Raw genomic sequence first — 24,231 nt, 5'->3', positions numbered from 1 at the left:
TCTGACATGTCTGACGAGTCCATGCCGAGAGGAACCTACGCCACCTTGGAGGACAGGCGGAGGTGCTCACTGCCGCGGAGCAACGTTTCGAGCGGAGCCGACAGACGGCGGGCCTCTTCCTGGCGCCCAGTGCATTCCTGGTGATGCTTCTCGCGCCGATCCCCTTGCCCTGGAATCAGAAGGCGCTCGCGGCGATCTTCGTCTTCGTCATCTTGTTCTGGCTCACCGAGGCGATACCGATCCCGGTCACGGCCATCCTCGCGCTCGCCCTGTGTGTCATCTTCCAAGTGCCGGCCGCGGCGGGCAGTCAATCATCGACACAAGTCGTCTTCAGCAGCTTCACGTCATCGACGATCTTCCTCTTCCTCGGTGCCTTCATCATCGCGAAGGCGATGTCCACCCATGGTCTTGATCGCCGATTCGCCCTGTTCGTGCTGTCGTTGCCGGGAATCGGCACGTCGACGTACGGGGTCATCATCGGTTTCGGCCTCATCGCCCTGTGCCACGGGTTCGTCGGCATCTCCAATACCGCGACGACGGCCATGCTGCTGCCGATCGGGCTCGGCATGATGGGCACCCTGGGGCGATTCGTCAGCGAGCAATCGGGAACGGACACGCACCCGAGCCGGCTCCGCTTCGGGACGGCGTTGATGCTGATGATCGCGTACGGCGCGAGCGTCGGCGGCTTGACCACCCCGATCGGCAGCCCGCCCAACCTCATCGGCCTCGGCTTCATCGAGCGGCAGACCGGCCTGCGAGTGTCGTTCTTCCAGTGGGTCCTCACCGCACTGCCGATCGTCATCCTGATGTTCGTCGCCCTGTGCGTCATCCTCGTCATGCTGAACCGACCGGAAGTCGGTCGGATCCACGGCGTTCGCGAGTACGTCGTGCAGGAGCGCCGCGAGCTTGGACCGTGGAGCCGCGGGGAGAAGAACACCCTGGCCGTCTTCGTCGTGGCGGTCGTCCTGTGGTTCTCGCCGGGCTTCCTCGCGATGATCCTGGGCGAGAAGAACGTGGTCGCGGCGTGGCTCACCACCCGACTCGACGAGGGCGCCGTGGCCGTCCTGGCTGCCTCGATGCTCTTCTTCTTGCCGGTGAACTGGCGCGCCCGTCAGTTCACCCTCAACTGGAACCAGGCCTCGCAGATCGACTGGGGCACCATCCTGCTCTTCGGCAGCGGCATCACCCTGGGCACGCTGCTGTCCAGCACGGGGCTGGCCAAGACGATCGGCACGAACGTCGCCAGCGGGCTGGGCGTGTCCAGCCTGTTGTCGATCACCTTGCTGGCCACCGTCGTTTCGATCCTCATTTCCGAGACCACCAGCAACACCGCCAGCGTCGGCATCGTCGTGCCCATCGTGATCCCGATCGCCGTGGCGGCCGGGGTCTCGCCCGTGATCCCGGCCCTGGCCGCGGTGTTCGGCTCGTCGTACGGCTTCATGCTGCCGGTGTCCACGCCGCCGAACGCCATCGTCTACGGGTCGGGGATGATCCCGATCACGAAGATGGTGCGTTCCGGGTTCGTGTTCGACATCATCGGCGCCGTCCTGATCGTCGCGGGCGTGACGGTGATGACGCAGTTGGTCGGGATCGCCTGAGTCGGAGCCATGGCCTGCTCCGTAGCGCAGGACCGGTGCACCGGCCGGGATGGCCGGTGCACCCGTCCTGAGTGCTGAACGCCCGGGCTCAGCTCTCGTCGGCGAGGGAGTCGACGTACCGGAAGATCACGGGGAGCACCACGAGGCAGACCAGCGCGGCCAACGACACCCAGATCGCGGGAGCCAGCTTGCTGATGTCCTTGGTCGCCCACGTCATCAGCGCGGGAGTGAAGCCGGCGAAGAAGATCGCCGCGATGTTGTAGCTCAGCGCCATGCTGGTGGAACGGATGGCGGCGGGGTAGACGCGTGGCAGGGTCGAAGGCGCGATGCCGGCGAAGACGGCAACGTTCGCGCACAGGATCATGTGGACGATCAGCAACACCGGCAGCGACCTCGCCGCGTGCACCCAGGACAGCGCCGCCAGGGGGACGAACAGCATCGCGACCACGCCGTACGTGATCACCCGCCGCGCCCCGAAGGTATCCGCGAGCCGTCCCGAGAACACGCAGACCGCCACCATCACGATGTTGCCGACCAGCGAGGCGAGGAAGGCGTCCCGAGAGGAGAAGCCGAGGCCGATGGCGGGGCTGCTGTAGTAGGTGGGCAGGTAGATGATCAGCGCGTAGACGCACACGGTCCACAGGATCGAGAACACCGCGCCGGCCAGCAGCCGCCCCAGGTGCGTCGTGACGAGCAGATTGATCGGGGTGCTGGCGCCCTCGTGGGCCCGCTGGGCGGCCCGCTCCTCGAAGGCATGGGTCTCCGGCAGGCGCTGGCGCACGTAGAACCCGATCGGGATGATCAGCAGCCCGATGACGAACGGGATGCGCCACGCCCAGTCGATGATCTGCTGCTTGGTCAGCAGCGAGGTGATCGTGAAGCCGATGACGGCCGACATCAGGTTCCAGGCGGCCATGCTGGCCTGCAGCCAGGAGGCGTAGAGCCCGCGACGGTCGGCGGGGGCGTGCTCGACGAGGTACGCCGCGGCGCGCCCGATCTCGCCGCCGGCGGAGAAGCCCTGCAGCAGGCGGCCGAGCAGCAGCAGGAAGGCCGCGCCCGCACCGAGGACGACGTACGGCGGGGCCACCGCCACGATGAGCACGCCGAGGCCCATGATCAGGATCGTCGCGGTCAGCGCGGCCTTGCGGCCCTTGCGGTCGCCGTAGATGCCGAGCAGGACGGCGCCGAGCGGGCGGGCGGGCGGGCGATGAAGCCGACCGCGAACACCAGGAAGGTGTCCAGCAGCGCGGTCGTCTCGTCGCCCTGCTTGAAGAAGTTCGCGGCGATGTAGCTGGCGAAGAAGGCGTAGACGGAGAAGTCGTACCACTCCATCGCGTTGCCGATGGAGGCCGCCAGCACGGCCTTCTTGGAGATCGCGCCGCCGGGGGCGGCCGGGCGCACGGCGGGATTGGTCGAGGTGCTCATGGGTCGGCTCCGGTCAGGTGGGATTCGGCGTTGAATCGAGGCGAAGGAGGGTGTGGGCGAGGGCGACGGCGCCCTGCGCGATGTGCGCGGTCTGGGTGAACTCCTCGGGGCAGTGGCTCTTGCCGGCCGCCGACGGGACGAAGATCATGCCCATCGGGGCCAGTCGGGCCAGGTGCGCGGCGTCGTGGCCGGCGCCGCTCGGGACGCCCTTCCACGGCACCCCGAGCGCGTCGCAGGAGCCGGCGATGAGGTCCTGCATGGCGGGGGTGGCCGGCACGGGGGCCTGGACGCTGAGCCATTCGGCCTCCACCGCGACCCCGCGCCGGCGGGCCTGCTCGGCGATGTCCGCGACCAGCTGGGACCGGGTCGCGGTCAGCCAGTCCGGGTCGATGCTGCGCATCTCGGCCCACAGCTTGGCCCGCTCGGAGATGACGGCCATCCCGGCCGGGGTGGCCTCGATGTGTCCGGGGGTGGCGACCGCGTGGGTGGGGGCGCCACAGGCGACCCGCTCGACGGCCAGGACCGCCTCGGCGGCCGCGACCAGCGCATCGTGCCGGTCGGCCATGGCGGTGGTGCCCGCGTGGCCGGCCTCCCCGGCGAAGGTCAGCAGCAGCCGCTGGATCCCCGCGATCGCGGTGACGACGCCCAGCTCGTGGCCGCTCTGTTCCAGCAGGGCGCCCTGCTCCACGTGCAACTCGACGTACGCGTGCACGTCCTGCGGCCGCCAGGCCGCCGCCAGCGCCCCGGCGGGGTCGCCGCCGAACGCGCCGAGGGCGTCGCCGAGACGCTCCCCCGCCTCGTCCGTCAGGTCCAGGTGGGCGGGCGTCAGGGCGCCGGCGATGGCCCGCGAGCCGAGGCAGGACAGCCCGAACCGGTTGGCCTCCTCGCCGAGGAAGTCGACGACGACCAGGTCGTGCTCCAACGTGCTGCCGTGGTCACGGAACCAGGCCGCCAGTTCGATCGCGGCGAGGACCCCCACGATCCCGTCGTACCGGCCGCCGCGGGCCACCGTGTCGGTGTGCGAACCGGTGACCAGCGCGGGCGCCCCCGGCCGTGAACCAGGAAGCACGCCAATGACATTGCCCATCGCGTCGACGCGGGTGGTGAGCCCGGCCTCGATCATCTGGCGGCGGATCCAGCCGCGGGCGTCGCGGTAGGGCTCGGAGAAGACCTCACGGGCCCAGCCGTCCTGGCGGTCGTCGCGGTACGCCGAGAGCGCCTCGATCCGGTCGGCGATGCGCAGCGCGTCCGCACCCAGCCGGTCGGCCTGGGCCGCGGTCAGCTCAGCCATCGCCGTGACCCGGCAGGTAGCGGAGGAAGTCGATGCCCATGATGTCCTCGCACTCCCCGACGGCCACCGGGTCGGTCGCCGAACTCGACAGCGGCAGAAGATCACTGGGCACGTGGATGAGGATCGTGTCCATGCCGGGCACCGCATCCTTGACCGCGAGCGGGAAGCCGTCGTCGCCGCTGAGCAGGATGATGGTGTCGGGATAGGTCCCGACCCGCTCGGTGCCACGGTCGATGGCCATGTACTCGTTGAGATAGGGAACCGTGTGGTCGCCGATGCGGAAGGTGCCCCGGTCCCACCCGCCGCGGGTCTCCAGCGGCCCCTCGTGGGGCAGTGGGCCCCGGTCGAGGATCGTCCCGCCCAGCCGCCGGATCACGGCTGCGGCCACGTCCTCGCCTTGTCCGGGGTCGCCGACGCCCGCTTGTTCCATGTCGCCGCCGAGGTCCAGGGCCAGCGAGATCGAGCCCAGCGCCGCGTGCTCCTTGACCCAGGACAGCTCGACCACATTGCGGGCGGAGGCGATGAATCCGCCGGTGCGGACCGAGATGTCGCGCAGCACGTCGTCGCAGGTGGAGACTGTGCCACGGTTGACGGACAGGAAGTGCCCGTGCAGCGCCCGGTTGCCGCCGGAGACCACCTGGGTGGAGACATAACCCGGCCGGGTCGTCAGGCCGAGCGAGCCGAGCTTCCCGGTGGGGTGGGCCCGCACGTCGCCCGCCGCGTCGAGCACCTTCACGCCGAGGACGGCGGACTGGATCCAGCCGTTGTGGGTGGTGGAGTAGCCGTTCTGGGCGGTCATCACCGCGGCGATGGGATGCTCGCTGTGCTCCATCAAGGCCTGCAGCGCGTGCACGTAGTCGACGGGGCGGATCTCCCAGGTCGGCGAGGCCGGGGCGCCGATTGCCGTGACGGTGGCCACCCAGGCGTCCTCGGGCAGCTCGTCGACGGAAGCGAGCTGCGGTACGCCGATCGACGTGGCGATGTGGCCCATCAACTCGCCGTGGTGTTGCCAGCCGCCGCCGCCGCAGGCGAAGACGCCCCCGCCGATCACGCCGCGGCGGGCATCGTCACTGGTCAGGTCGCGCATAAGGGTTCCTCCTAGGAATCGTGGGGGGCGGCGGGCGACGCGTGGTCGCCGGTTTCCGCCGGGGATCGGTACGTCGTGAGCCGCAGGGTCTCGGTGTCTTCGGCGGCCTGCTGGGCGGTCTCGTAGCCGGCGACCGCGTGGCGGATGACGCCGAGTCCCGAGTCGCCGTCCAACGCCCGACGCAGCCGGATGGCCGCGGACGGGGTGCCGTCGGCGACGACGGAGACCCCGGCGGACTGCATCCAGCCGGCGTACCCGCCCCCGCCGGAGTGGATCGCCACGAGGTCGGCACCACCGCTGGCCAGCACCATCGCATCCAGCAGCGGCCAGTCGGTGACGCCGTCGGAACCGTCCCGCATGGCCTCCGTGCCGATCCGCGGGTGGGTCATGCCGGCCGAGTCCAAGTGGTCGCGGGAGAACAGCACCGGCGCACTGATCCGGCCGGAGGCCACCGCGTCGTTGACCGCCACCGCGACCCGGGAGCGCTCCTCGTGGCCGAGCCAGCAGGACCGCGCGGAGAGCCCCTGGGCGGGGACGTGCCGGGCGGCCAGCGCGAGCCACTGCGCCACCTCCGGCCGGTCTGGGGTGAGCTCGGCGGCGATGCGGTCGACCTCGGCGAGATCGGCGTCGTCTCCGGACAGCGCGACCCAACGGAACGGCCCGATGCCCCGGCAGAACAGCGGTCGCAGGTAGGCGTCCATGAAGCCGGCAATGGCCCGCACTCGCGCGGATTCGGCCTCGCCGAGGTGTTCGATGGCCTGCACCCGCAGGTTGTTGCCGTTCTCGAAGACCACCGAGCCGGCCGCCTGGAAGGCCAGCATGGCCTCGACCTGGCGGGCGATGCTGGCGCGGGCCGCGGCCTCCACCTCGGCGGGGCGGTCCTCGCGGGCCGTCACCCAGTCCTCCAGGGTGAACTCCTCCGGGACATAGCCGTAGCGGACGTCGTGGGCCGCGGTCTGGTCGGTGACGACATCGGGCCGGCCGGGGCAGCCGGGGGGCCGCTCGGCGGCGGCGTACCGCCGGGCGAGCTCGGGGAACACGATCGCGGCTTCCGCGCAGCAGCACCGCGACCGGGACGCCCTCGGCGGTCCCGCGGGCGAGCGCCGCCAGGGCCTCGTCCAAGTCGTCGGTGGTCAGGTCGGCGCCGCCGGCGGCGTCCAGCCGGGTGATCTTCGCCGGGTCGATCTCCACGGTGAGCGAGGAGAAGCCGGCCATCTTGGCGCTGATCGGCTGCGAGGACCCCATGCCGCCCAGGCCGGCGGTGAGCATCCAGCGGCCGCGCGGATCGGCGTCCCCGAAGTGCACCCGGTTGACGGCGCGCAACAGCTCGTAGGTGCCCTGCAGGGCGCCCTGGCGGCCGATGTACTGCCACGCCGCCGCGGTCAGCCCGCCCCACATGGTCTGGCCCGCCGCCGCCCGCCGATAGAACGTCTCCTCGGTGGCCTACCGCCCGACGGTGTTGTTGACGGCGGAGAGCACCTTGGGCGCCTCGGGGTGAGTCTTGAGCACCCCCACGGGGCGACCGGTCTGCAGGATGAGGGTCTCGTCGTCGGCCAGCGTGCGCAGGGCCTCGACGATGGCGTCGTACGCCGCCCAGTTCAGGGCGGCGCGACCGAGCGCGGCGTACACGACGGGATCCTGCGGTCGCTCCCCCACCTCCAGGACGTTCTCGAGCATCCGCAACAGGCCCTCGGTGCGCCAGGACCGGCAGCGCAGGGCCAGGCCGCGCTCGGCCTTGACCAGGCGGGGCCCGCGGGGGCTGTCCGGGTCGGTCATGACGATCCTCCGGGAGTAATGGGATAAGGGCTTTCGTGCGGCGGGAGCCAGGTCGAGGAGAGGCTGGCGGGTACCCGTTGCTGGAGCTGCTCGACCGCCTCCGACAGAAGGACCAGGGCCCCCTCGGGGTCGGCCTGGGGAGTGGGGCCCACCAGGGACAGCGCGCACAGGCAGCGCCCGTCGGTGAGCACCGGCACGCCGATGCCCCACAGCCCCGGGTTGATCCAGCCCTCGGTGATGTGGAACCCGCGGGCCCGGATGTCCGGCAGCTCGGCCCGGATCTGCTCGGCCGAGGGGGTGGCGGCGGTGAACGGCCGCAGCCCGGCGCCGAGCGCCCGATCGACGACATCGTCGGGGGCGTAGGCGAGCAGAGGGGTGACACTGGCGCCGGCGTACAGGGGTCGAATCTCCCCGGGGCAGTAGGCGAGCGAGGTGGTGCGCATCGAGGCCGCGCGGCGCGTGTCCAGGCACAGCGCCGCCGAGTGGACCCGCACGGTGAGGGCCACCGTCAGCCCCGACCGGGCGCCGAGGTCGCGCAGCACCGGACGGGCGACGTCGACGAGGTGGCTGCGCCCCTCGGTGGATTCCTCGGCCATCCGCCCGCCGGGGAGGAGCTGACCGTGCTGCTCCATGAGGAAGCCGGCGGCCTGGAGGGCGCGCACGTAGCGGTACGCCGTGGAGGAGGGCATGTCGAGGTCGGCGCAGATCTGCGCGACGGAGACCCGGCCCCGGTCCTGGACCAGCGCGAGCACCCGCAGCCCGCGGTCCAGCGAGGACAACCCCTGGGGGGTCACGACGGGCCGCCCCGGGTCACCCAGCGGCCCTCGCCGGGCGCGCCGAGGAGGCCCTGGTCGGCGTCCCAGACGACCCGGCCGCGGCTGATCGTCATGGTGACGGCTCCCCCCGGGGCCAGCCCGTCGTAGGGCGACCAGCCGGCATTGGAGCGCTGGTCCGCCGCGCTGATGGGGTCGTCCGAGGGGGTGAAGACCATGAGGTCGGCGTCGGCGCCGACGGTCAGCTGGCCCTTGTGGGCCGCCAGGCCGTAGCGGCGGGCGGGCGCGATCGTGAGCGCGTCGACGGCGCGGCGGAACTGCGGGCCGAGCCCGTAGCGGCGCAGCGCCGCCCCCAGCGTGAGCGCGACCAACGTCTGTGTGCCCGGCACCCCGGAGTGGTTGTCGAGGATCCGCTCGTGCGTCTTCATCTCCACCGGCCACGGCGCGTGATCGGAGACGACGCAGTCGACCACGTCGGCGGCCAGGGCGGACCACATGGCCTCCCGGTCGGCGTCGGGCCGCAGCGGTGGGTTGATCTTGAGGCGCCCGCCGTGGTGGCGCATGTCGTCCTCAGTGAAGGTGAGGTAGTGCGGGCAGGTCTCCACGGTGAGGTCGGCGCCGTCGCTGCGGTACCACTGGGAGAGCTGGATCGAACGGCCCAGCGACAGGTGGCACAGGTGCAGGCGGGCCCCCTGCGAGTGGGCGACCTCGGCGGCGGTGAGCACCCCCAGGGTCTCGCTGACCGGAGGCCGGGTGCGGCAGTGGGTCAGCGGATCGGTCGAGTCCTGGTGCGCCGGATCGGCCAAGGCCGCCTTGATGATCTCGTTGTTCTCGGCGTGCACGCACACCGTGGTGTCGGCGCCCCGAATCGCGGCCATGACGTTGACCAGATCGGCGTCGTCGATCCGCGGGAACCGGCGCGGGTCGGTGTCGAAGAGCGAAACCTTGAAGCCGACCGCCCCTGCGGCGACCAGCTCTTCGGCCCGGCGGTAGCCGCCATGGGGCTCCAGAGTGCCGAGCAGGGCGACGTCGATCACGGCCTGCTGCGCCACCAACTCGGTCTTGGCCGCCAAACGATCCACCGTGTTGATGGGGCCGGGACCGTCGAACGGCATTTCCACGATCGTGGTGACCCCGCCCGCGGCGGCCGAACTCGTCGAGGCCACCAGCCCCTCGCCGGCGTGGGAGTAGGAATGCACGTGCGCGTCGACCGCCCCCGGCAACACCAAGGCCGTGCCGACGTCGATGTGGCGGGCGCCGGCGCTCGGCGTACGGTCGCGCGCGTGATCGGCCCGCGCCGTGCCGCCCTGCTGAGCACCGGCGCCCGCCACGGCCGATGGCACCGCGTCGTCGGCGGCCTCGACCGCCACGATCCGACCGTCGGCCACGGACACCCGACCACGGGAGTACCGGCCGTCGTCCCAGCCCAGGACTCCGGTGACGATCAGATCGACGCGTTCCTCGTGTGCCATGTCGGGAAAGGTAAGTCGCGGGCCGCCCAGCTCCCAAGCGACTTCCCGCAGATTGGGAAGAACCGCAGGCCGGACGGCGGCCACCGACCGTCCGGACGGGCTATTTTCGGGCAGTGCCCGCCGGGCCTCCCGGATGCGGCGCGACCGGTGGTGGCTAGATTGGGAGCCATGACTGCCCTACGCACCGATGTCGACCCGGATGGCCTGCTGGAGTTTTCGGTGGTCTACACCGACCGAGCGCTCAACCACATGTCGCAGCGGTTCATCGGCGTGATGCAGGAGATCATCGCGATCCTGAAGGAGGCGTACGGCGCTCACACGGTCGGCATCGTGCCCGGCAGCGGTACGACCGGCATGGAGGCGGTGGCCCGTCAATTCGCCCGCGGCAAGCGGTGCCTCGTCGTGCGGAACGGCTTCTTCTCGTTCCGGTGGTCGCAGATCCTGGAGATGGGCGGGCTCGCCGCCGAGGTGACCGTGTGCCAGGCGCGACAGGCGGGCGAGGGAGCCACGGCGCCATTCGCGCCCGCGCCGATCGAGGAGGTCGTGGCGGCGATCCGGTCGAAGCGGCCGGAGCTGGTCTTCGCCCCGCACGTCGAAACCGCGTCGGGAATCCTGTTGCCGCCGGAGTACATTCGCGCGCTCGCGGACGCCACGCACGAGGTCGGCGGCCTCTTCGTCCTCGACTGCATCGCGTCCGGCACGGTGTGGGCGGACATGCGCGAGCTGGGGATCGACATCATCGTGGGGGCCCCGCAGAAGGGCTGGAGCGGGTCGCCGTGCGGCGCGTTTGTGATGCTCAGCGAGGCGGCGCGGACGGCGCTCGACTCGACGACCAGCGACAGCTTCGCGATGGACCTGCGCAAGTGGGTGCCGATCGCGGAGGGGTACGTCGAGGGCAAGCACGCCTATCACGCGACGATGCCGACCGACGCCCTGGCCCGCAACGCCGCGGTGATGCGGGAGGCCCGCGAGGTCGGCTTCGACGTGCTGGACAAGGCGCAGCGGGAGCTGGGCGCCCGGGTGCGGGATCTGCTCGCCGAGCGTGGCTTCTCGTCGGTGGCGGCGCCTGGGTACGAGGCCCCCGGGGTGGTGGTGTGTTACACCGACGACCCGGAGCTGAAGACCGGGGCGGCCTTCGCCAAGGTCGGCGTCCAGGCGGCGGCCGGCGTACCGCTCCAGTGCGGGGAACCGGAGGGCTTCTCGACGTTCCGGCTCGGCCTGTTCGGGCTGGACAAGTGGGCCGACGTCGACGCCTGCGTCGCTCGCTTGGCGGCGGCGCTGGACGAGATGGGCTACCCCGCGGCGTCGTCTTCCTGAGCCCACACCCCCGGCCTCCGCAACCATGGTGATGGCTCCCGCAACCATGGTGACGAGTTTCGGCCCCCAGACCGCGCCCATGGTGATGGCTCCCGCAACCATGGTGACGAGTTTGACTTCGGCTACCGCGAGGGTCGGGCCCGCCGCTTGAGCGCCCGCGAGAGCGCATGCGTCTGGGACGCCGAGGCGCGGGATTCGCCGACGGGCCGTCCGACGTACGTGCCCAGGCTCACCCCCGCTGCCAATGCCAACCCCACCGTCCCGGCCTGCATCAGCGTGGTGAGGCCGGCGTCGGAGCCGCGGGCCATGTATTCGTACAGGCCCCGGTAGACCATCCCACCCGGCAGCAGGGTGATCATCCCGGCGGTGGTGATGGCGAGCGCGGGGACCCGGAACACCCTGCCGAGGGCCTGCGCGCCGAGCCCGACCGCGAACGCCCCACAGGCGCTGGCCGCTTCGGCCGCCAAACCTGCGGCGGAGGCCGTCAGATAGGCGGCCCAGCCCAGGGTCCCGGACGCCAGCGCCACAAGGACGGTGCGCGGCCCGGCGTACGTCGTCAGCGCGAACGCCGCGGACACGAGCGCGGCCAGCCCCATCTGCACGACGGGAGAGGCGACGAAGGCGGTCGAGGGAGGCACATACGCCGGCATCCCCACCCGCTGACCCACCCCGAGGACGACGAGGATGCCCACGACGATGCCCAGCGTCATGAGGAGCACCTCGAAGCCGCGGCCGGTCGCCGTCACGTAGTACCCGTCGATCGCGTCCTGCGCGGCCCCGACCAGCTGCAACCCAGCCAGCAGGACGACGATCCCGGCCGTGACAACCACCGACGGCGAGATGTCGGCCAGGCCGGGCACGTCGTGGTCGCGCGCGTACATCAGCGCCACCGCCACGGCCGTCGGGATGGCACCACCGACGATCTGCGCGAAGAACGCCGCGAGCCGCCGGGCCGCCACCCAGGCCAGCGCCCGGTCGATCGCCACCGCGGTCACCAGCGTGATGAGGATCGCGAGCGGGGTTCCGTTGAGCAGCGCTGCGATGGCGGCGGCCAGGCCGGCGTTGGCCGCGGAGACGAGCCCACGCCGGTAGGGGTGCGGGCGTTCCATGATCTCCGTGAACCGGGCGCGGGCCTGATCGACCGCAACGGGATCCTCGGCAACCTCCCGGACGAGCGCCTGGATGCGCTGCAGCCGGTCGAATCCGTCGCGCGACCCGACACCACCCGCATGATCGTCACCGGGTCCTCGTCGGCGCCGCGGTGATGCGAGACCGTGATGGAGGTGTACGTGACGTCCACGTGCACCGACTTCAGCTCATACGCGTCCGTGAGCTGCAGTACCGTCGCGGTCACGTCCGCCGCCGACGACCCGGTCGTGAGGAGAGCCTCGGCGATCCGCATCGCGAGGTCGATGACCGCCCGGGCCCGCGCCTCGGCTACGCCATCCGCCACGGAGCTGAGCCGCATGCCCCACGTGGGCGGCGCGCCCTCGACCGCGTGCAACAGTCGCGACCGGAGCGCCGTGGCGCTGAGACCGCGGGCGCGGAGTTTCGCGCCGCGCCTGGTCGCCGACGCGGAAGCCCTCGCCTTGGTCTTGTCGTCCCGGGACGCGGCGAGCGGTACGCCGTCCGACCGCGCCTCTCCGTCCTTGGACACCGTGCGCGGGGGTGCGATCTGGTCGGGCCACTGCTGGTACGCCGACTCCAGCAACCCTTCCCGGTGGCCCACGCCGGAGGTTCGGCCATCGGCCCGTGCCCGCAGCTCCCCGTCTCTGCGGGTACGCCCCCTGTCGCCGCCCCGCGCCTCGCCGCCCCGCGCCTCGCCGCCCCGCGCCTTGCCGCGCCGCTCCTCGCCTCGCCCCACCCGGCAAGCCTCGGTCCCCGAGTGGCGCAGTGGCAAACCCGCACGGTACGTCGTGCGGCGGCGCCTGTTCGCCTCACCTCATGGAGGACGGAGTCCTGCCGGGTGCCCGCGCTCGGCACACAAAATTCTTGTGGTGCACGTTTGCGGGCGAGGCAACTTCCGCCCGGCGAAGTGGAGCATCAGTGGGGAGGAGCCCTTTGGGGCGCGAGAATGCTTGCACTGCGACGTTGGCCACCTTTCAGGGCAGGTTATCTGTTGCGATCACGACAGGCTCCATGGCCTGATCGCTGTCCATGCCAGCCAGCAACCTGAGGTTCCCCCCGGACCGTGGAGGCATCGACAATGAGGATTGAGATGCCAGAGAGACGAAAGAAGTACGACCGGGAGTTCCGTGAGGGAGCGGTCCGGATCGTCGAAGAGACCAAGAAGCCGATCGCGCAGGTCGCGCGCGATCTCGGGGTGAACGAGGACACGTTGGGGAACTGGGTGACCAGGTCACGCGCCGCGCGAGAGGGGACATCGAGCTTGTCCACGGGCGATTACGACGAGTTGAAGCGCCTGCGCGCTGAGGTCGCCGAGTTGCGGATGGAGCGTGATGTCCTCAAGCGATCCGTGGTCCTGTGGGTGAAGGAGGCGACGAAGTGAGCGTGGCACGCTTCATCGCTGACCAGAGGACCAACTACCGGGTGCCACACACGTTCACCTGCGCCCTGCTCGGGGTGAGCCTGGCGTGGTTCTACAAGTGGGTGGGCCGCGCGAACGGCCCGGCCGCGAGCTCAGGTCTGCACACCGATCGGGACCGGCGCCGGGACACGATCGACCGGGCCGTGGCGGTGATGTTCCGGAAGCGTCGTGGGCTGCACGGTTCTCCGCGGTTACACGCCGATCTGGTCGTGGACGGGTGGACGGTGAGTGAGAAGACGGTCGCTGACTCGATGCGCCGGCAGGGCCTGGTCGCGCGAAAGATGAAGCGCCGCAACGGATTAACCCGGCAGGACAAGGCGGCACCGAAGTTCCCGGACCTGCTGCGCCGGGATTTCACCGCTGAGCGTCCCAACGCCCGCTGGGTTGGGGATATCACTGAGATCCCGACCACGGGCGGGAAGCTGTACCTGGCCACGGTGATCGACTTGTACTCGCGGCGGCTGCTCGGTGCCGCGACTGGGATCCACCCGGACGCCGACCTGGCGTGCGCGGCGATCACGATGGCCGTCGCGGCCCGCGGCGGCATCGACGCGGTCAACGGCCCGAACTGGCGGGAAAACGAGTCGCAGCGGGTCATTTTCCACACCGACCGGGGCTCGACCTACACGGCGAACTCCTTCACCGGGCTGTGCCGCCGGCTCGGGATCCGTCAATCCATGGGACGCGTCGGATCGTGTTTCGACAATGCAGCCGCGGAGGCGTTCTTCTCCTCCCTGGAGTGGGAAGTCCTCTGCCGGAACGAGTTCACCACTACCCAGGCGGCCCAGGCCGTCCTGCTCGATTGGTGCTACGGGTTCTACAACCACGAGCGCCGACACAGCTCAGCAGGCATGATGAGCCCCATCGCCTACGAAACCACTGCGGCCACCGCCCGGGAAGCCGCATAGCCAAACCTCCACGATTCGGGGGGAACCACAACCCTTGGGTCGCCCCGGCGCGGCACTCGGCCCCCCTCCTCATCCTCGGAATCGCCCTGACGAGGGTGCCGCAACCCGTGGTCTGGAACGGCCTCACGAACAAGCCGCCCTCAGCGACCGACCGCGTGCTTCAGCCGGTTTGGCCACCCCGCCGAGCCCAGATCCCGGCTCAAATCCGGGCGAACGGCTCTGAGCTGGACCGCTTCTGGTTCCGTTATCGATTCGTGACTTCTCCGATCATCTATTGAAGGTCCAGGACAGCCGTATAGGCCGGTGAGGCGGTCGGACCACGCGACCTGCCGCGCACCCCGCTCGCGGGGCGTCGCTATCACGGAAGATGGCCCACGAAAAGAGGATTCGGATGTCCGCCCCCAAGCACCGCGCCCCACGCAGTCGCGCTCGGCTCGCCGCCGTCGCCCTGCCGCTAATTGGCGCCGCCCTGGTAGCCCCGACAATGTCCGCCAACGCCGCGGCTCCGACATCCTTGTACGTCTACGACGGGCCAGGCTGGCTCCGCGACTACATCAATCTGCCAACCCCAGCGACCTGCAATGGGACGTTGACAGTCACAGTGGGGAGCAACGCCCCAGTCAGCCCTTCTTCCGGTGGCAAGAACGTGGTCTTTGCCACGTACCCCGGCGCCGACAAGACCCTGGTCGTCGTCAAGTGTGACGCCACGACCTACCCGACGTACACCTTCGAAACCAAGCAGACATACCAGGCCGTGGCGACGACCGCGGAACCGGTGATCACGGATAAACCGGGAACAGGCAGTGACGCGGTCACGCTGAGCAACTTGCCCGGGGTCACCTGGACCGTCGCCACCACCCCAGCCTCCGCCGTTGACGGTGACTACTACGCCACCTGGTTCGAAGGCGCGAAGACCAAGAACCTGGTCCTTCCGGCGAACACTACTGCGGTCACGGTGACAGCCACTGAGGTCACCGGCTTCACCCTCTTCAAGAGCGGGGCTTTCACTCCGGTGGCCACTGCCTGGTCCCGTGCAGTCACCACCGGGCCTGCGACGGTCATCGTGCCCGCTGCCTCCGAACCGAAGTTCATCGATGCCGACGGCACCAGCGGCGATGCAGTCACCGTGACACCCGTCGCGAATGTGAGTTGGACGGCCACGGGGGGGGCGACAACAGTTCCGATCGACCTTAGCGGCGCCAAGTCGGCGGTGACCAAGAAGCTGTCCGACCTGTTCCCTGCCGAGGCGAAGAACCAGGCAACCATGGGCGTGAAGATCACCGCCACCTCGTCCGACCCGGCGAGTTACACCGTGAAGAATGCCTCCGGGGCGGTGGCGGAATACCTCAAGAGCTTCCAGTACCAGCCAAAGACCATCAATGCGGTCGACACCGTGGTAGCCGCCGTGGACAACCCGGGGACGGCGGCAGACGCTGTCGCGATCACGAGCCCGGCGGGGGTGAAGTGGAAGATCGACGGCGTCGAGGTGAAGGTGACCGCGGGTAGAGAGACCAAGACCCCTGTCAAGACCGCGAGTGTGGTGGTGACGGCAGAGGCTGCCAGCACGGACTACCTACTCAGTGGCAGCTTCGGTGGCACCATCACTTTCACCAATCCGAACATCACGGTCCCGGACCCGTCTGCTTCGATCACACATGTGTCCTCGAACAGCACGGTGACCCTCACCGGGGTGGACAACGTCAGCTACACCGTGAATGGCACCGCCGTGACGGTCGCCACCGGCACTTCTAAGACATTCACGATTCCGGGTACCGGCCAAATTGTCATCATTGCCAAGCCGAAGGCAGGCTTCTCCTTGGCTGGAGCTGCCGGGGACGGTTCGAAGACCTTCGCTGGCTAACCCGGATGTTGCACGGTGCTGCCGTGGTGGGGGTCGGGCCGTCGGTGACGCCTCGATGGAGTTGATGCTGGCTGTCGGGTATGACAACGCCCCGGGATGTCGTTTCCGGTGGGCGTCGTCTTCCACGGACAAGGATGGGCTGCGGTTCGTTGGGGCCGGGGTATTCGCTGGTCAGGGCGGCGCGAGGCCGGTGAGGCGGTCCCAGCCCGCGGTGAATAGCGCGGCCCAGGGCGCGGTGGTCTTGATGTGCAGGAGTCGCGCTCGGGCGCTGCGGGCCAGGGTCGCTGCGATCGTGAAGAGCCGTAGCCGGAGGGTTTTGGGTTCCCACCGGCGGGCCTGGTGGTCGGGGTAGGCGAGCAGACCCAGCCAGGTGAGCAGGTCGCCAGCGATCTGCACGACCAGCAGCCAGATCCGGTTTTGGTCGAACCCCTGCAACGGCAGGTTAGTCAGGCCGCAGTCCTTGGCGATGCGGATCCGGTCTTCGCAGCGGGCCCGGCGGCGGTGGCGTAGTTCCAGGTCGGCGAGCTGCCCGCGGGTGGTGTTCGTGACGAACGCGGTCAACCGGTAGCCCTGCACGTCGGTGAACCGCAGCTGCGCGCCGGGGTGGGGACGCTCGCGACGGACGATCACCCGCATCCCGGGCGGGTACCCCTTCAGGAGATTCTTGCTGGCGAGCAGGTCGGTGAACTCCACGACGGCCGCACCCTCGCGCAGGGCGCCGTCTGCGTCGTAGGCGTCCTGCCACGCGGTCGCGGGCACGAGGGCGTACAGGTCCGGGGTGGCCGCGGGCAGGGTGTACCCGATCGAGTAGGACAGGCCCCGGCGGGCCAGGAAGCCCAAGAACTCGCGGCTGCCGCCAGCGCCATCGGTGCGGACCAGGACCTTCTTGCCCGGCCGGGACGGGTTGATCCCGGGCACCGCGGCCAGCGCGTTCTTGGTCACCGCGACGTGGTCGGTCGCGGTGTTCGAGCCGGCGTTCCCGGGCCGCAGCAGCATCGCCAGGGATTCGCCGGTGCCCTCGGGGCCGTGGTCGAGGAAGGCACACAAGGGGTGGAATCCGAAGGTCTTCTTAAACGTCGCCGCGGCGGCCTCTTTGTCCGAGTGGGCCGTGATCAGCGTGGCGTCCAGGTCGATCACCAGCGGAGCAGCCGCTGACACCTGGTGAGTGGGGGCGTGGGCACCGGCCAGCTTCCAGGCCACGGCTCGCGCTGCGGTCCGGGCCGCCGCCACCGCCTGCTCCACGACACCGACGTCAGCAGCCAACGTGGCGATCGTTCGGGAGATCGTGGCATCGGAGGCGACCAGCCCATACAGGCCCGGTTCGGCACGCAGCAACGCGACATCCCGACAGGCGTCACCGCCCAACGCCAGGGCGATCGCTAGATCCACCAGCACCTTGGCCGGGTCATGGCGAGCCAGCCGCTTACGCCACGGCCCCAACGCGGCGCTCAACGAGGCCGCCAAGCCCGTGGTGGTCGCCGTCCGGGCCAAGAGCACCCCACCGGCATGGGCCACCGCGGGCACCGCCGCCGTGTCAACTCGGACATGGGGATAGGGACCGCTACGCTTACTCACCTGGGAAGTGCCCTTCGACTACGACGATTTCGACCTAGACAACCGACATCCTCGCAGCTCAAGGGCACTTCTCACGTCACGGTACGCTCAACGCAATGAAATCTCCGGGCTAACCCGGATCGTTCACGAGACTCGGGTGTGATCGGCGCGTAGAAGCACGGAAGTGCCTGTCCAGCAAGGGAAACTTGGGTTTGCGACGACTCAAGATCTCCGAACCGGAAGGCACTCCGTAGGTGAAGCGTACTTCGTGGTCTACCGGCTTGTCCGTGACCTCCGATGGTGTCGGCGTGGTGGCCCATGCGGGCAGCGTCGCCACCCGCCTTCTGGCCGACCGGGTCGGCCTCACGTCCGAGTTGTCCAAGGTGATGGTCCGCCGCAACTTCGTCCCCGGTCACGACCGCGGCAGGGTGCTGACCGACGTCGCGGTGATGCTCGCCGACGGCGGGGAGGCGATCGCCGACATCGACGTGCTGCGCCACCAGTCCAGCGTGCTGGGCCGTGTCGCGTCGGCGCCGACGGTGTGGCGGGCACTGGACGAGGTCACACCTGGCCGGTTGAAGAGGATCCAGAACGCGCGGGCGCGGGTCCGCCGCCAGGTCTGGTCCCAGCTGCCTGACGGCGTCCCGGCGAGCAAGGTCGCCGGGACCGATCTTGACGATCTGATCGTGCTCGACACCGACGCGACCATCGTGATCAGCCACAGCGAGAAGGAGAACGCGGCGGCCACGTTCAAGCGGACCTTCGGGTTCCACCCACTCGGGGTGTGGTGCGACAACACGAGTGAGTTCCTCGCCGCCAAGCTCCGCGCTGGCAATGCCGGCTCGAACACCGCCGCCGACCACATCGAGGTCCTCACCGACGCGATCGCGCAGATCCCCGGCACGCACCGCAAGAAGCTGCTCATCCGCTCCGACGGCGCGGGCGCATCGCACAAGCTGCTGGACTGGCTTACCGAGCAGAACCGGGTCCGTGGCCGCAGCGTGGAGTACAGCGTGGGTTTCGCGGTCACCGAGAAGATCCGCGACGCCATCGACCTGGTCCCGAAGAAGGTCTGGACCCCGGCACTCGACGCCGACGGTGGGATCCGCGAAGGAGGTGACGTCGCCGAGCTCACCGGGCTCTTGGACCTGAGCAGCTGGCCGACCGGAATGCGCGTCATCGTGCGCCGCGAACGACCCCATCCCGGCGCCCAACTGTCGCTGTTCGAGGAACGTGACGGCTGGCGCTACCAAGCCTTCGTCACCAACACCACGACCGGACAACTGGCTTTCCTCGAGGCCCGGCATCGGGCGCACGCTCGGGTCGAGGACCGGATCCGGCACGCCAAGGACTCGGGGCTGGGGCGGTTCCCGTCGCGGGAGTTCGAGATCAACCGGGTGTGGCTTGAGGTGCCCTATTTCTTTCGGACACAGGATCCAATAGGATCCTATTCAAGAGGAGAGGAACATGAGTGGGGCAAGGCATCGTTTCAGCCCGGAGTATCGCGAGCAGATGGTCCGGCTGTACTTAGAAGTCGAAGGACGGAAGACCGTTTCGCAGGTGGCCCGTGAGAACGGCCTCGGCACCGAGACGCTGCGGTCCTGGGTCAAGCGTCATAAGGACGAGCACCCCGCCGAAGAGCCCCCACTATCGGTGTCCGAACGCGCCCGGCTAGCGGAACTCGAACGCGAGGTTCGCGAGCTTCGGCTGGAGCGGGAATTCTTGGGAAAAGCGGCGGCCTTCTTCGCCAAGGAGTTCCGGTGAGCGCGAAGTACGCGTGCATCGCGGCGGAGAAGGCGACTCGCAATCCAGATGGCACGGCGCGGTATCGGGTGCGGCAGATGTGCCGATGGCTCGAGGTGTCCGCGTCGGGATTCTATGAATGGTCCTCACGGGCGGAATCGGCGACCGCGACGCGGCGAACTCGACTGGCGGCCATGATCGAGTACGTGTTTGCGGAGTTTGAGGGTCGCTACGGGTACCGGCGTATCCACGCAGTGCTCTCACGCCGTGGCTACCCCTGCCACCCCGAGACCGTGCGTGCCGTGATGGGCCAGCTGGGGCTCGTTGCCTGCCAGCCTCGGACCTCGCGGCGGTGCACAACCCGCCAGGCCGCGCAGGTGGCGGACATCCCCGATCTGGTCGGCCGTGACTTCAGTGCCGATTCCCCGGGTGCCAAACTGGTTGGAGACATCACTTACGTCCCGACCGGCCAAGGCTGGTTGTATGTGGCGTTAGCCCGGAGATTTCATGGTTAGTGTGGCCGGTAAACGCTGAAAGGTGCTCTTGACCTGGGAGAATATCGATTGCTGAGGTCGATATTGCCGGGTCGAAGGGAGCACCTTTCAGGTGAAGCACACTACCCGGATCTACCCCAGAATCAAGGTCGACGCGGCCACCGTTCCGGCGGTTGCCCAGGCCGGTGGGGCGCTGCTGGCCCAGACTGCGACAGTGTCGGGGCTGGCCGCGACGTTGAGTGCGGCGCTGACGCCGTGGCGTAAGTCGCTGGCCCGGCATGACCCGGCCAAGGTGCTGCTCGATCTGGCGATCACGCTGGCCCTGGGTGGGGACGCCTGCCGCGACGTGACGTTGTTACGAGTCGAGCCCGCCCTGTACGGGCCGGTCGCTTCCGATGCGACGATTAGCCGGACGATCGCGTCCCTGACCTCGCAGGTCACCGCCGTGGAGAAGGCCGTGGCCGCGCCCGAACCGCGGCCCGCGCCCACGTGTGGCATCGGGCCGGAACCCATGCCCCGAACCACGCAGCCTCAGCAACCGATCCGCTGGTCATCGACCTTGACGCGACGCTGATCACGGCCCACTCCGAGAAGGAGAACGCCGCCGCCACGTTCAAACATGGCTACGGCTTCCACCCGCTGTGCGCCTTCCTCGACCACGGCAAGACGGGCACCGGCGAACCGCTCGGCATGCTGCTGCGAGCGGGGAACGCTGGGTCGAACACGGCCGCTGACCACATCGCCGTGACCAAGACGGCGCTGGCGGCGGTGCCCGGGATCAACCCCTCCCGGCCCGGCAAGAAAGTCTTGATCCGCACCGACGGCGCCGGTGGCACCCGGGAGTTCCTGACCTTCCTGGACCGGCGCGGCCTGTCGTACTCCATCGGGTACACCCTGCCCACCAGCACGCCCCAGCTGTACGCGCTGATCCCCGAGACCGCCTGGCAGGTCGCCCTCGACGCCGACGGCGACGTCCGGGACGGCGCGGCCGTCGTCGAGCTCACCGACCTCCTCGCGGCTAAGGGTCTCCTCACGGGGTACCCGGCCGGGATGCGGGTCATCGTCCGACGCGAACGACCCCACCCCGGCGCCCAACTCCGCTTCACCGACGTCGAGGGGTACCGGCTGACCGCTTTCGTCACCAACACGACCCGTGGGCAACTGGCCGACCTGGAACTACGCCACCGGCGCCGGGCCCGCTGCGAAGACCGGATCCGCATCGCCAAAGACACCGGCCTGACCAACCTGCCCCTGCAGGGCTTCGCCCAGAACCGAATCTGGCTCCTGATCGTGCAACTCGCGAACGACCTGATCGCGTGGATGGGCATGCTGGCCTACCCCGAGCACCAGGCCCGCCGCTGGGAACCCAAGACGCTACGGCTGCGGCTCTTCACCATCGCAGCCACCCTGGCCCACACCGGTAGGCAACGCCTGCTCCACGTCAAGGTCACGGCGCCCTGGGCGGGACTCTTCACCACCGGATGGGACCGCCTCGCGATCCTGGCCCCGCCCTGAGCAACGCCACCACCCCGCCCCGACAACCCGCAACACAGCCCTCGTCCGTGGAAGACGACGCCCACCGGAAGCGCCGCCCCGGGACATTGTCATACCCACCGGCCAGAATCAGCCCCACCGAGGCGTCAACGACGGCCCGGCCCCCACCAGCAAGCCCCCATGCAACATCCGGGTTAGTGATCGACTGCTATTCGCGGGCGATCGTGGGGTGGGCCATGGCCGAACACTACCGCACCACACTAATCACCGCCGCGATCGAGATGGCCGCCCGTAACATCACCCTTCCGGATGGTGCCGTATTCCACAGCGACCGCGGCAGCAACTACACCTCCGAAGAATACCGCCTCGTCCTCGACCGGTTGGGCCTGAAGCGTTCTGTAGGTCGAACCGGTATCTGCTACGATAACGCCTTAGCCGAATCAACCAACGGCGCATTGAAAGTCGAACTAGTTAACCGTCGTCATTACGCGACGCGTGACGAGGCGGCGCGGGCCATCGCGGCTTACATCGAAGTGTTCTATAATCGGCGCAGGCATCATTCCCGTCTCGGGTATCAAACACCCTGGGAAGTCCTAAACGGTTTCCAACATCCCAGTCAGGCTGCCTGACAAACCCAATAACCGAGTCCGAGAAACGCCGGGCAGCCCAGCTGATGCTGGTGCAGATCGCTGCCGACCTGACCGCATGGACCCGGCTCCTCGCACTGACCGGAGACGCGAAGTCGCTGGCGGCGTGTGAGCCGAAAGCGCTGCGCTACCGCTTCCTTCACGTCCCAGCCCGGCTGACTCACAGCGCCCGCCGACGACGCTTGCGGATACCCGAGTCGTGGCCATGGGCGGCCGCGATCGTCGCAGTCTTCGCCAACATCGCCGCGATCCCACAACCCGCCTGACCCCCCCGTCCGCCCACGACATCACGACCCGGAGAACCGCAGCCCGGCAGCGCCAGCCGGCCCAATGTCGTACCCGCGCACCGTCATCGACTCACCCCACGCAGCGATGCCGTCGTCGGCACCGTCATGAAAGACCGGGGCTAACGCGCCGGATCGACGTGCCGTACCGCTGCTCTCGCTGCAGCGGTACGGCGCGTCGGCGTACCAAAGAGAGCTGCTTTCCCGCGGTGGCACCGGAAACCGAGGGAAGCACTCGCTGCAGTGAGCGTGGACGTCGGGAACCGGCGGCAAGGACGGAAGGGCGCCCTGCCGGCCCAGCGCCGACCACGGGCCGGCCCCGTGGCATGGTGGGCGGGTGAGCGAGAAGCAGACCAAGGCCGAGCATCGGGGGATTCCCGTCACCGACGAGTTCCGGGCGTACATCGCCACGGGATGGGCCGACCCCGACGAGACGCTCCCCCTGCGCGCCGAAGTCGCCGCCTACGCCGCGGACCGGCGCCGCCGCCTCTCCGAGCACTTCCCCGGCGAGCGCCTCGTCATCCCCGCGGGCGGACTGAAGGTCCGCAGCAACGACTGCGACTACGCGTTCCGCCCGCACAGCGCGTTCGCGCACCTCACCGGCCTCGGCGCGGACCGCGAGCCGGACGCCGTACTCGTCCTGGACCCCGCCGAGCAGGGCGGCCACGACGCGATCCTCTACCTGCGTCCCACCTCGGGCCGGGACACGGACGAGTTCTTCGCCGACGCGCGGTACGGCGAGTTCTGGGTCGGACGCCGCCCCGGGCTCGCCTCGGTGAGTGCCGAGCTGGGCCTGGAGACCCGGGACCTGGCCCAGTTCGAGAACGAGGTGGGCAAGGACGTCGGTCTGATCCAGCTGCGGGTGGTCCGCGAGGCCGACGCGATGGTGGCCGCCCAGGTCGACGCCGCCCGCGCCACCGTCACCCAGGACGCCGCGGTCACCCAGGACGCAGCGGTCACCCAGAAAGCCGCGGCTGCCCAGGTCGACGCCGCCGCCCAGCAAGCCACCCACAGCCAGAGTCAAGAGTCCGCGCAGGACGAGGGCCAGGAGGAGAGCGAGGCGCAGGACGAGTACGCCGCAGACGTCGAGCTCAGCCGCTACCTGTCCACGATGCGCCTGGCCAAGGACGCCTGGGAGGTCGACCAGATGCGCGCGGCGTGCGCGGCGACCGCGACTGCGTTCGAGGCCGTCGTCGCGGAGCTCCCCGAGGCCATCCGACGCGGCCGTGGCGAGCGTTGGATCGAGGGCACGTTCAACCGCACGGCGCGCCACGAGGGGAACGGCGTGGGGTACGAATCCATCTGTGCCGCAGCGGACCACGCCAACACGCTGCACTGGATCCGAAACACCGGCGACGTCCACGACGGCGACCTCGTGCTGCTCGACGCCGGGATCGAGATGGACTCCCTCTTCACCGCGGACATCACCCGCACCCTGCCGGCGAACGGCCGATTCACCGAGGCCCAGCGCCGGGTCTACGACGCCGTGTACGCCGCCCAGGAGGCCGGCATCGCGGCCATCCGGCCGGGCATCCAGTTCAAGGACGTCCACGCCGCCGCGATTCGGGTCATCGCGCAGACCCTGTACGACTGGGGCATGCTCCCCGACGGCGTCACCGTCGACGACGCCCTGGACAAGGACAAGGGGCAGTGGCACCGCCGCTGGATGGTCCACGGCACCAGCCACCACCTGGGCCTCGACGTACACGACTGCGCCCTGGCGCTGCGCGAGGACTACATGGACGGCGAGCTGCGGCCCGGCATGATCCTGACGGTCGAGCCCGGCCTCTACTTCAAGTCCGAGGACCTCCTCGTCCCGGAGGAGCTGCGCGGCATCGGCGTACGGATCGAGGACGACGTCCTCGTGACGCAGGACGGCTGCGAGGTCCTCTCGCACCACCTACCCCGTACGTCGAGTGCCGTCGAGGAGTGGATGGCGGGCCTGCTCCCCTGACCCGG

General features: G+C 69.5%; 14 protein-coding genes and 7 pseudogenes. 12 read left to right on the top strand and 9 right to left on the bottom strand.

Going from position 1 to position 24,231, the window contains the following annotated elements; genetic code table 11:
* Positions 1–6 precede the first annotated feature (6 nt).
* Positions 7–1,598 (top strand): annotated as a pseudogene (locus IPK37_14040) (DASS family sodium-coupled anion symporter).
* A gap of 88 nt (positions 1,599–1,686) precedes the next feature.
* Here IPK37_14040 and IPK37_14035 read toward each other — a convergent pair.
* The 6 genes and pseudogenes from IPK37_14035 to IPK37_14010 all read right to left on the bottom strand — a co-directional run bounded on the left by IPK37_14035 (position 1,687) and on the right by IPK37_14010 (position 9,422).
* A pseudogene (locus tag IPK37_14035) lies at positions 1,687–3,023 on the bottom strand (MFS transporter).
* Between the two features lie 13 nt (positions 3,024–3,036).
* Positions 3,037–4,314: a M20 family metallo-hydrolase gene (locus IPK37_14030; protein ID QQS00048.1), complete on the bottom strand. Its 1,278-nt coding sequence runs from the start codon at positions 4,312–4,314 to the stop codon at positions 3,037–3,039.
* Positions 4,307–5,401 carry a DUF917 family protein gene (locus tag IPK37_14025; protein QQS00047.1) on the bottom strand — a complete coding sequence of 365 codons (1,095 nt, stop codon included), beginning with the start codon at positions 5,399–5,401 and terminating at the stop codon, positions 4,307–4,309. Before IPK37_14025 ends, IPK37_14030 begins: the two co-directional genes overlap by 8 nt.
* 11 nt (positions 5,402–5,412) lie before the next feature.
* Positions 5,413–7,078, bottom strand: a pseudogene (hutU, locus tag IPK37_14020) (urocanate hydratase).
* 95 nt (positions 7,079–7,173) lie between these two features.
* Positions 7,174–7,956 (bottom strand): annotated as a pseudogene (locus IPK37_14015) (helix-turn-helix domain-containing protein).
* Positions 7,957–7,967: 11 nt separating this feature from the next.
* A complete protein-coding gene (locus tag IPK37_14010; GenBank protein ID QQS00046.1) occupies positions 7,968–9,422 on the bottom strand; it encodes a dihydroorotase family protein in 1,455 nt (484 codons plus the stop codon).
* 168 nt (positions 9,423–9,590) lie between these two features.
* On the opposite strand from IPK37_14010, the gene IPK37_14005 reads away from it, so the two are divergent.
* Positions 9,591–10,739: an alanine--glyoxylate aminotransferase family protein gene (locus tag IPK37_14005; GenBank protein QQS00045.1), complete on the top strand. Its 1,149-nt coding sequence runs from the start codon at positions 9,591–9,593 to the stop codon at positions 10,737–10,739.
* Positions 10,740–10,861: 122 nt separating this feature from the next.
* Here IPK37_14005 and IPK37_14000 read toward each other — a convergent pair whose 3' ends face one another.
* Together IPK37_14000 and IPK37_13995 are read right to left on the bottom strand one after the other, a co-directional pair.
* A complete protein-coding gene (locus tag IPK37_14000) occupies positions 10,862–11,848 on the bottom strand; it encodes a threonine/serine exporter family protein (protein QQS00044.1) in 987 nt (328 codons plus the stop codon).
* A complete protein-coding gene (locus tag IPK37_13995) occupies positions 11,731–12,468 on the bottom strand; it encodes a threonine/serine exporter family protein (GenBank protein ID QQS00043.1) in 738 nt (245 codons plus the stop codon). The genes IPK37_14000 and IPK37_13995 overlap by 118 nt, the downstream gene beginning before the upstream one ends.
* 489 nt (positions 12,469–12,957) lie before the next feature.
* On the opposite strand from IPK37_13995, the gene IPK37_13990 reads away from it, so the two are divergent.
* The 3 genes from IPK37_13990 (at position 12,958) to IPK37_13980 (ending at position 16,056) form a co-directional block, all read left to right on the top strand.
* Positions 12,958–13,248 carry a transposase gene (locus IPK37_13990; protein ID QQS00042.1) on the top strand — a complete coding sequence of 97 codons (291 nt, stop codon included), beginning with the start codon at positions 12,958–12,960 and terminating at the stop codon, positions 13,246–13,248.
* Positions 13,245–14,195 carry an IS3 family transposase gene (locus IPK37_13985; GenBank protein ID QQS00041.1) on the top strand — a complete coding sequence of 317 codons (951 nt, stop codon included), beginning with the start codon at positions 13,245–13,247 and terminating at the stop codon, positions 14,193–14,195. Before IPK37_13990 ends, IPK37_13985 begins: the two co-directional genes overlap by 4 nt.
* A gap of 391 nt (positions 14,196–14,586) precedes the next feature.
* Positions 14,587–16,056, top strand: coding sequence for a hypothetical protein (locus tag IPK37_13980; protein QQS00040.1), 1,470 nt, complete (start codon positions 14,587–14,589; stop codon positions 16,054–16,056).
* 171 nt (positions 16,057–16,227) lie between these two features.
* Here the strand turns inward: IPK37_13980 and IPK37_13975 are convergent, their stop codons facing one another.
* Positions 16,228–17,631, bottom strand: a complete 1,404-nt coding sequence (locus tag IPK37_13975) for an IS1380 family transposase (protein QQS00039.1) — start codon at positions 17,629–17,631, stop codon at positions 16,228–16,230.
* Positions 17,632–17,864: 233 nt separating this feature from the next.
* On the opposite strand from IPK37_13975, the pseudogene IPK37_13970 reads away from it, so the two are divergent.
* The 7 genes and pseudogenes from IPK37_13970 (at position 17,865) to IPK37_13940 (ending at position 24,226) form a co-directional block, all read left to right on the top strand.
* Positions 17,865–19,016: pseudogene (locus tag IPK37_13970) on the top strand (IS1380 family transposase).
* 106 nt (positions 19,017–19,122) lie between these two features.
* Positions 19,123–19,374 (top strand): transposase, encoded by a 252-nt coding sequence (locus tag IPK37_13965; GenBank protein QQS00038.1) that lies wholly within the window; start codon positions 19,123–19,125, stop codon positions 19,372–19,374.
* Positions 19,371–19,868, top strand: coding sequence for an IS3 family transposase (locus IPK37_13960; GenBank protein ID QQS00037.1), 498 nt, complete (start codon positions 19,371–19,373; stop codon positions 19,866–19,868). The genes IPK37_13965 and IPK37_13960 overlap by 4 nt, the downstream gene beginning before the upstream one ends.
* Before the next feature lie 91 nt (positions 19,869–19,959).
* Positions 19,960–21,362 (top strand): annotated as a pseudogene (locus IPK37_13955) (IS1380 family transposase).
* Between the two features lie 176 nt (positions 21,363–21,538).
* The gene (locus IPK37_13950; GenBank protein ID QQS00036.1) at positions 21,539–21,970 is read left to right on the top strand and encodes an IS3 family transposase; all 432 of its coding nucleotides are present in this window, start codon (positions 21,539–21,541) and stop codon (positions 21,968–21,970) included.
* A 35-nt stretch (positions 21,971–22,005) separates the two neighbouring features.
* Positions 22,006–22,254, top strand: a pseudogene (locus tag IPK37_13945) (transposase).
* 355 nt (positions 22,255–22,609) lie between these two features.
* Entirely contained in the window at positions 22,610–24,226 is a 1,617-nt protein-coding gene (locus tag IPK37_13940; GenBank protein QQS00035.1) for an aminopeptidase P family protein, read from the top strand.
* Positions 24,227–24,231: the final 5 nt, after the last annotated feature.

Source organism: Austwickia sp. (genome assembly GCA_016699675.1).
Taxonomy (GTDB): Bacteria; Actinomycetota; Actinomycetes; order Actinomycetales; family Dermatophilaceae; genus Austwickia.
This window is presented reverse-complemented; position numbering and strand designations above follow the sequence as displayed.

Coding starts and splice junctions, on each gene's coding strand:
- IPK37_14025 (QQS00047.1), bottom strand. CDS start 5,401: ATGCGCGACCTGACCAGTGACGATGCCCGCCGCGGCGTGATCGGCGGG.
- IPK37_14000 (QQS00044.1), bottom strand. CDS start 11,848: ATGGAACGCCCGCACCCCTACCGGCGTGGGCTCGTCTCCGCGGCCAAC.
- IPK37_13990 (QQS00042.1), top strand. CDS start 12,958: ATGCCAGAGAGACGAAAGAAGTACGACCGGGAGTTCCGTGAGGGAGCG.
- IPK37_14010 (QQS00046.1), bottom strand. CDS start 9,422: ATGGCACACGAGGAACGCGTCGATCTGATCGTCACCGGAGTCCTGGGC.
- IPK37_14005 (QQS00045.1), top strand. CDS start 9,591: ATGACTGCCCTACGCACCGATGTCGACCCGGATGGCCTGCTGGAGTTT.
- IPK37_14030 (QQS00048.1), bottom strand. CDS start 4,314: ATGGCTGAGCTGACCGCGGCCCAGGCCGACCGGCTGGGTGCGGACGCG.
- IPK37_13965 (QQS00038.1), top strand. CDS start 19,123: ATGGTCCGGCTGTACTTAGAAGTCGAAGGACGGAAGACCGTTTCGCAG.
- IPK37_13980 (QQS00040.1), top strand. CDS start 14,587: ATGTCCGCCCCCAAGCACCGCGCCCCACGCAGTCGCGCTCGGCTCGCC.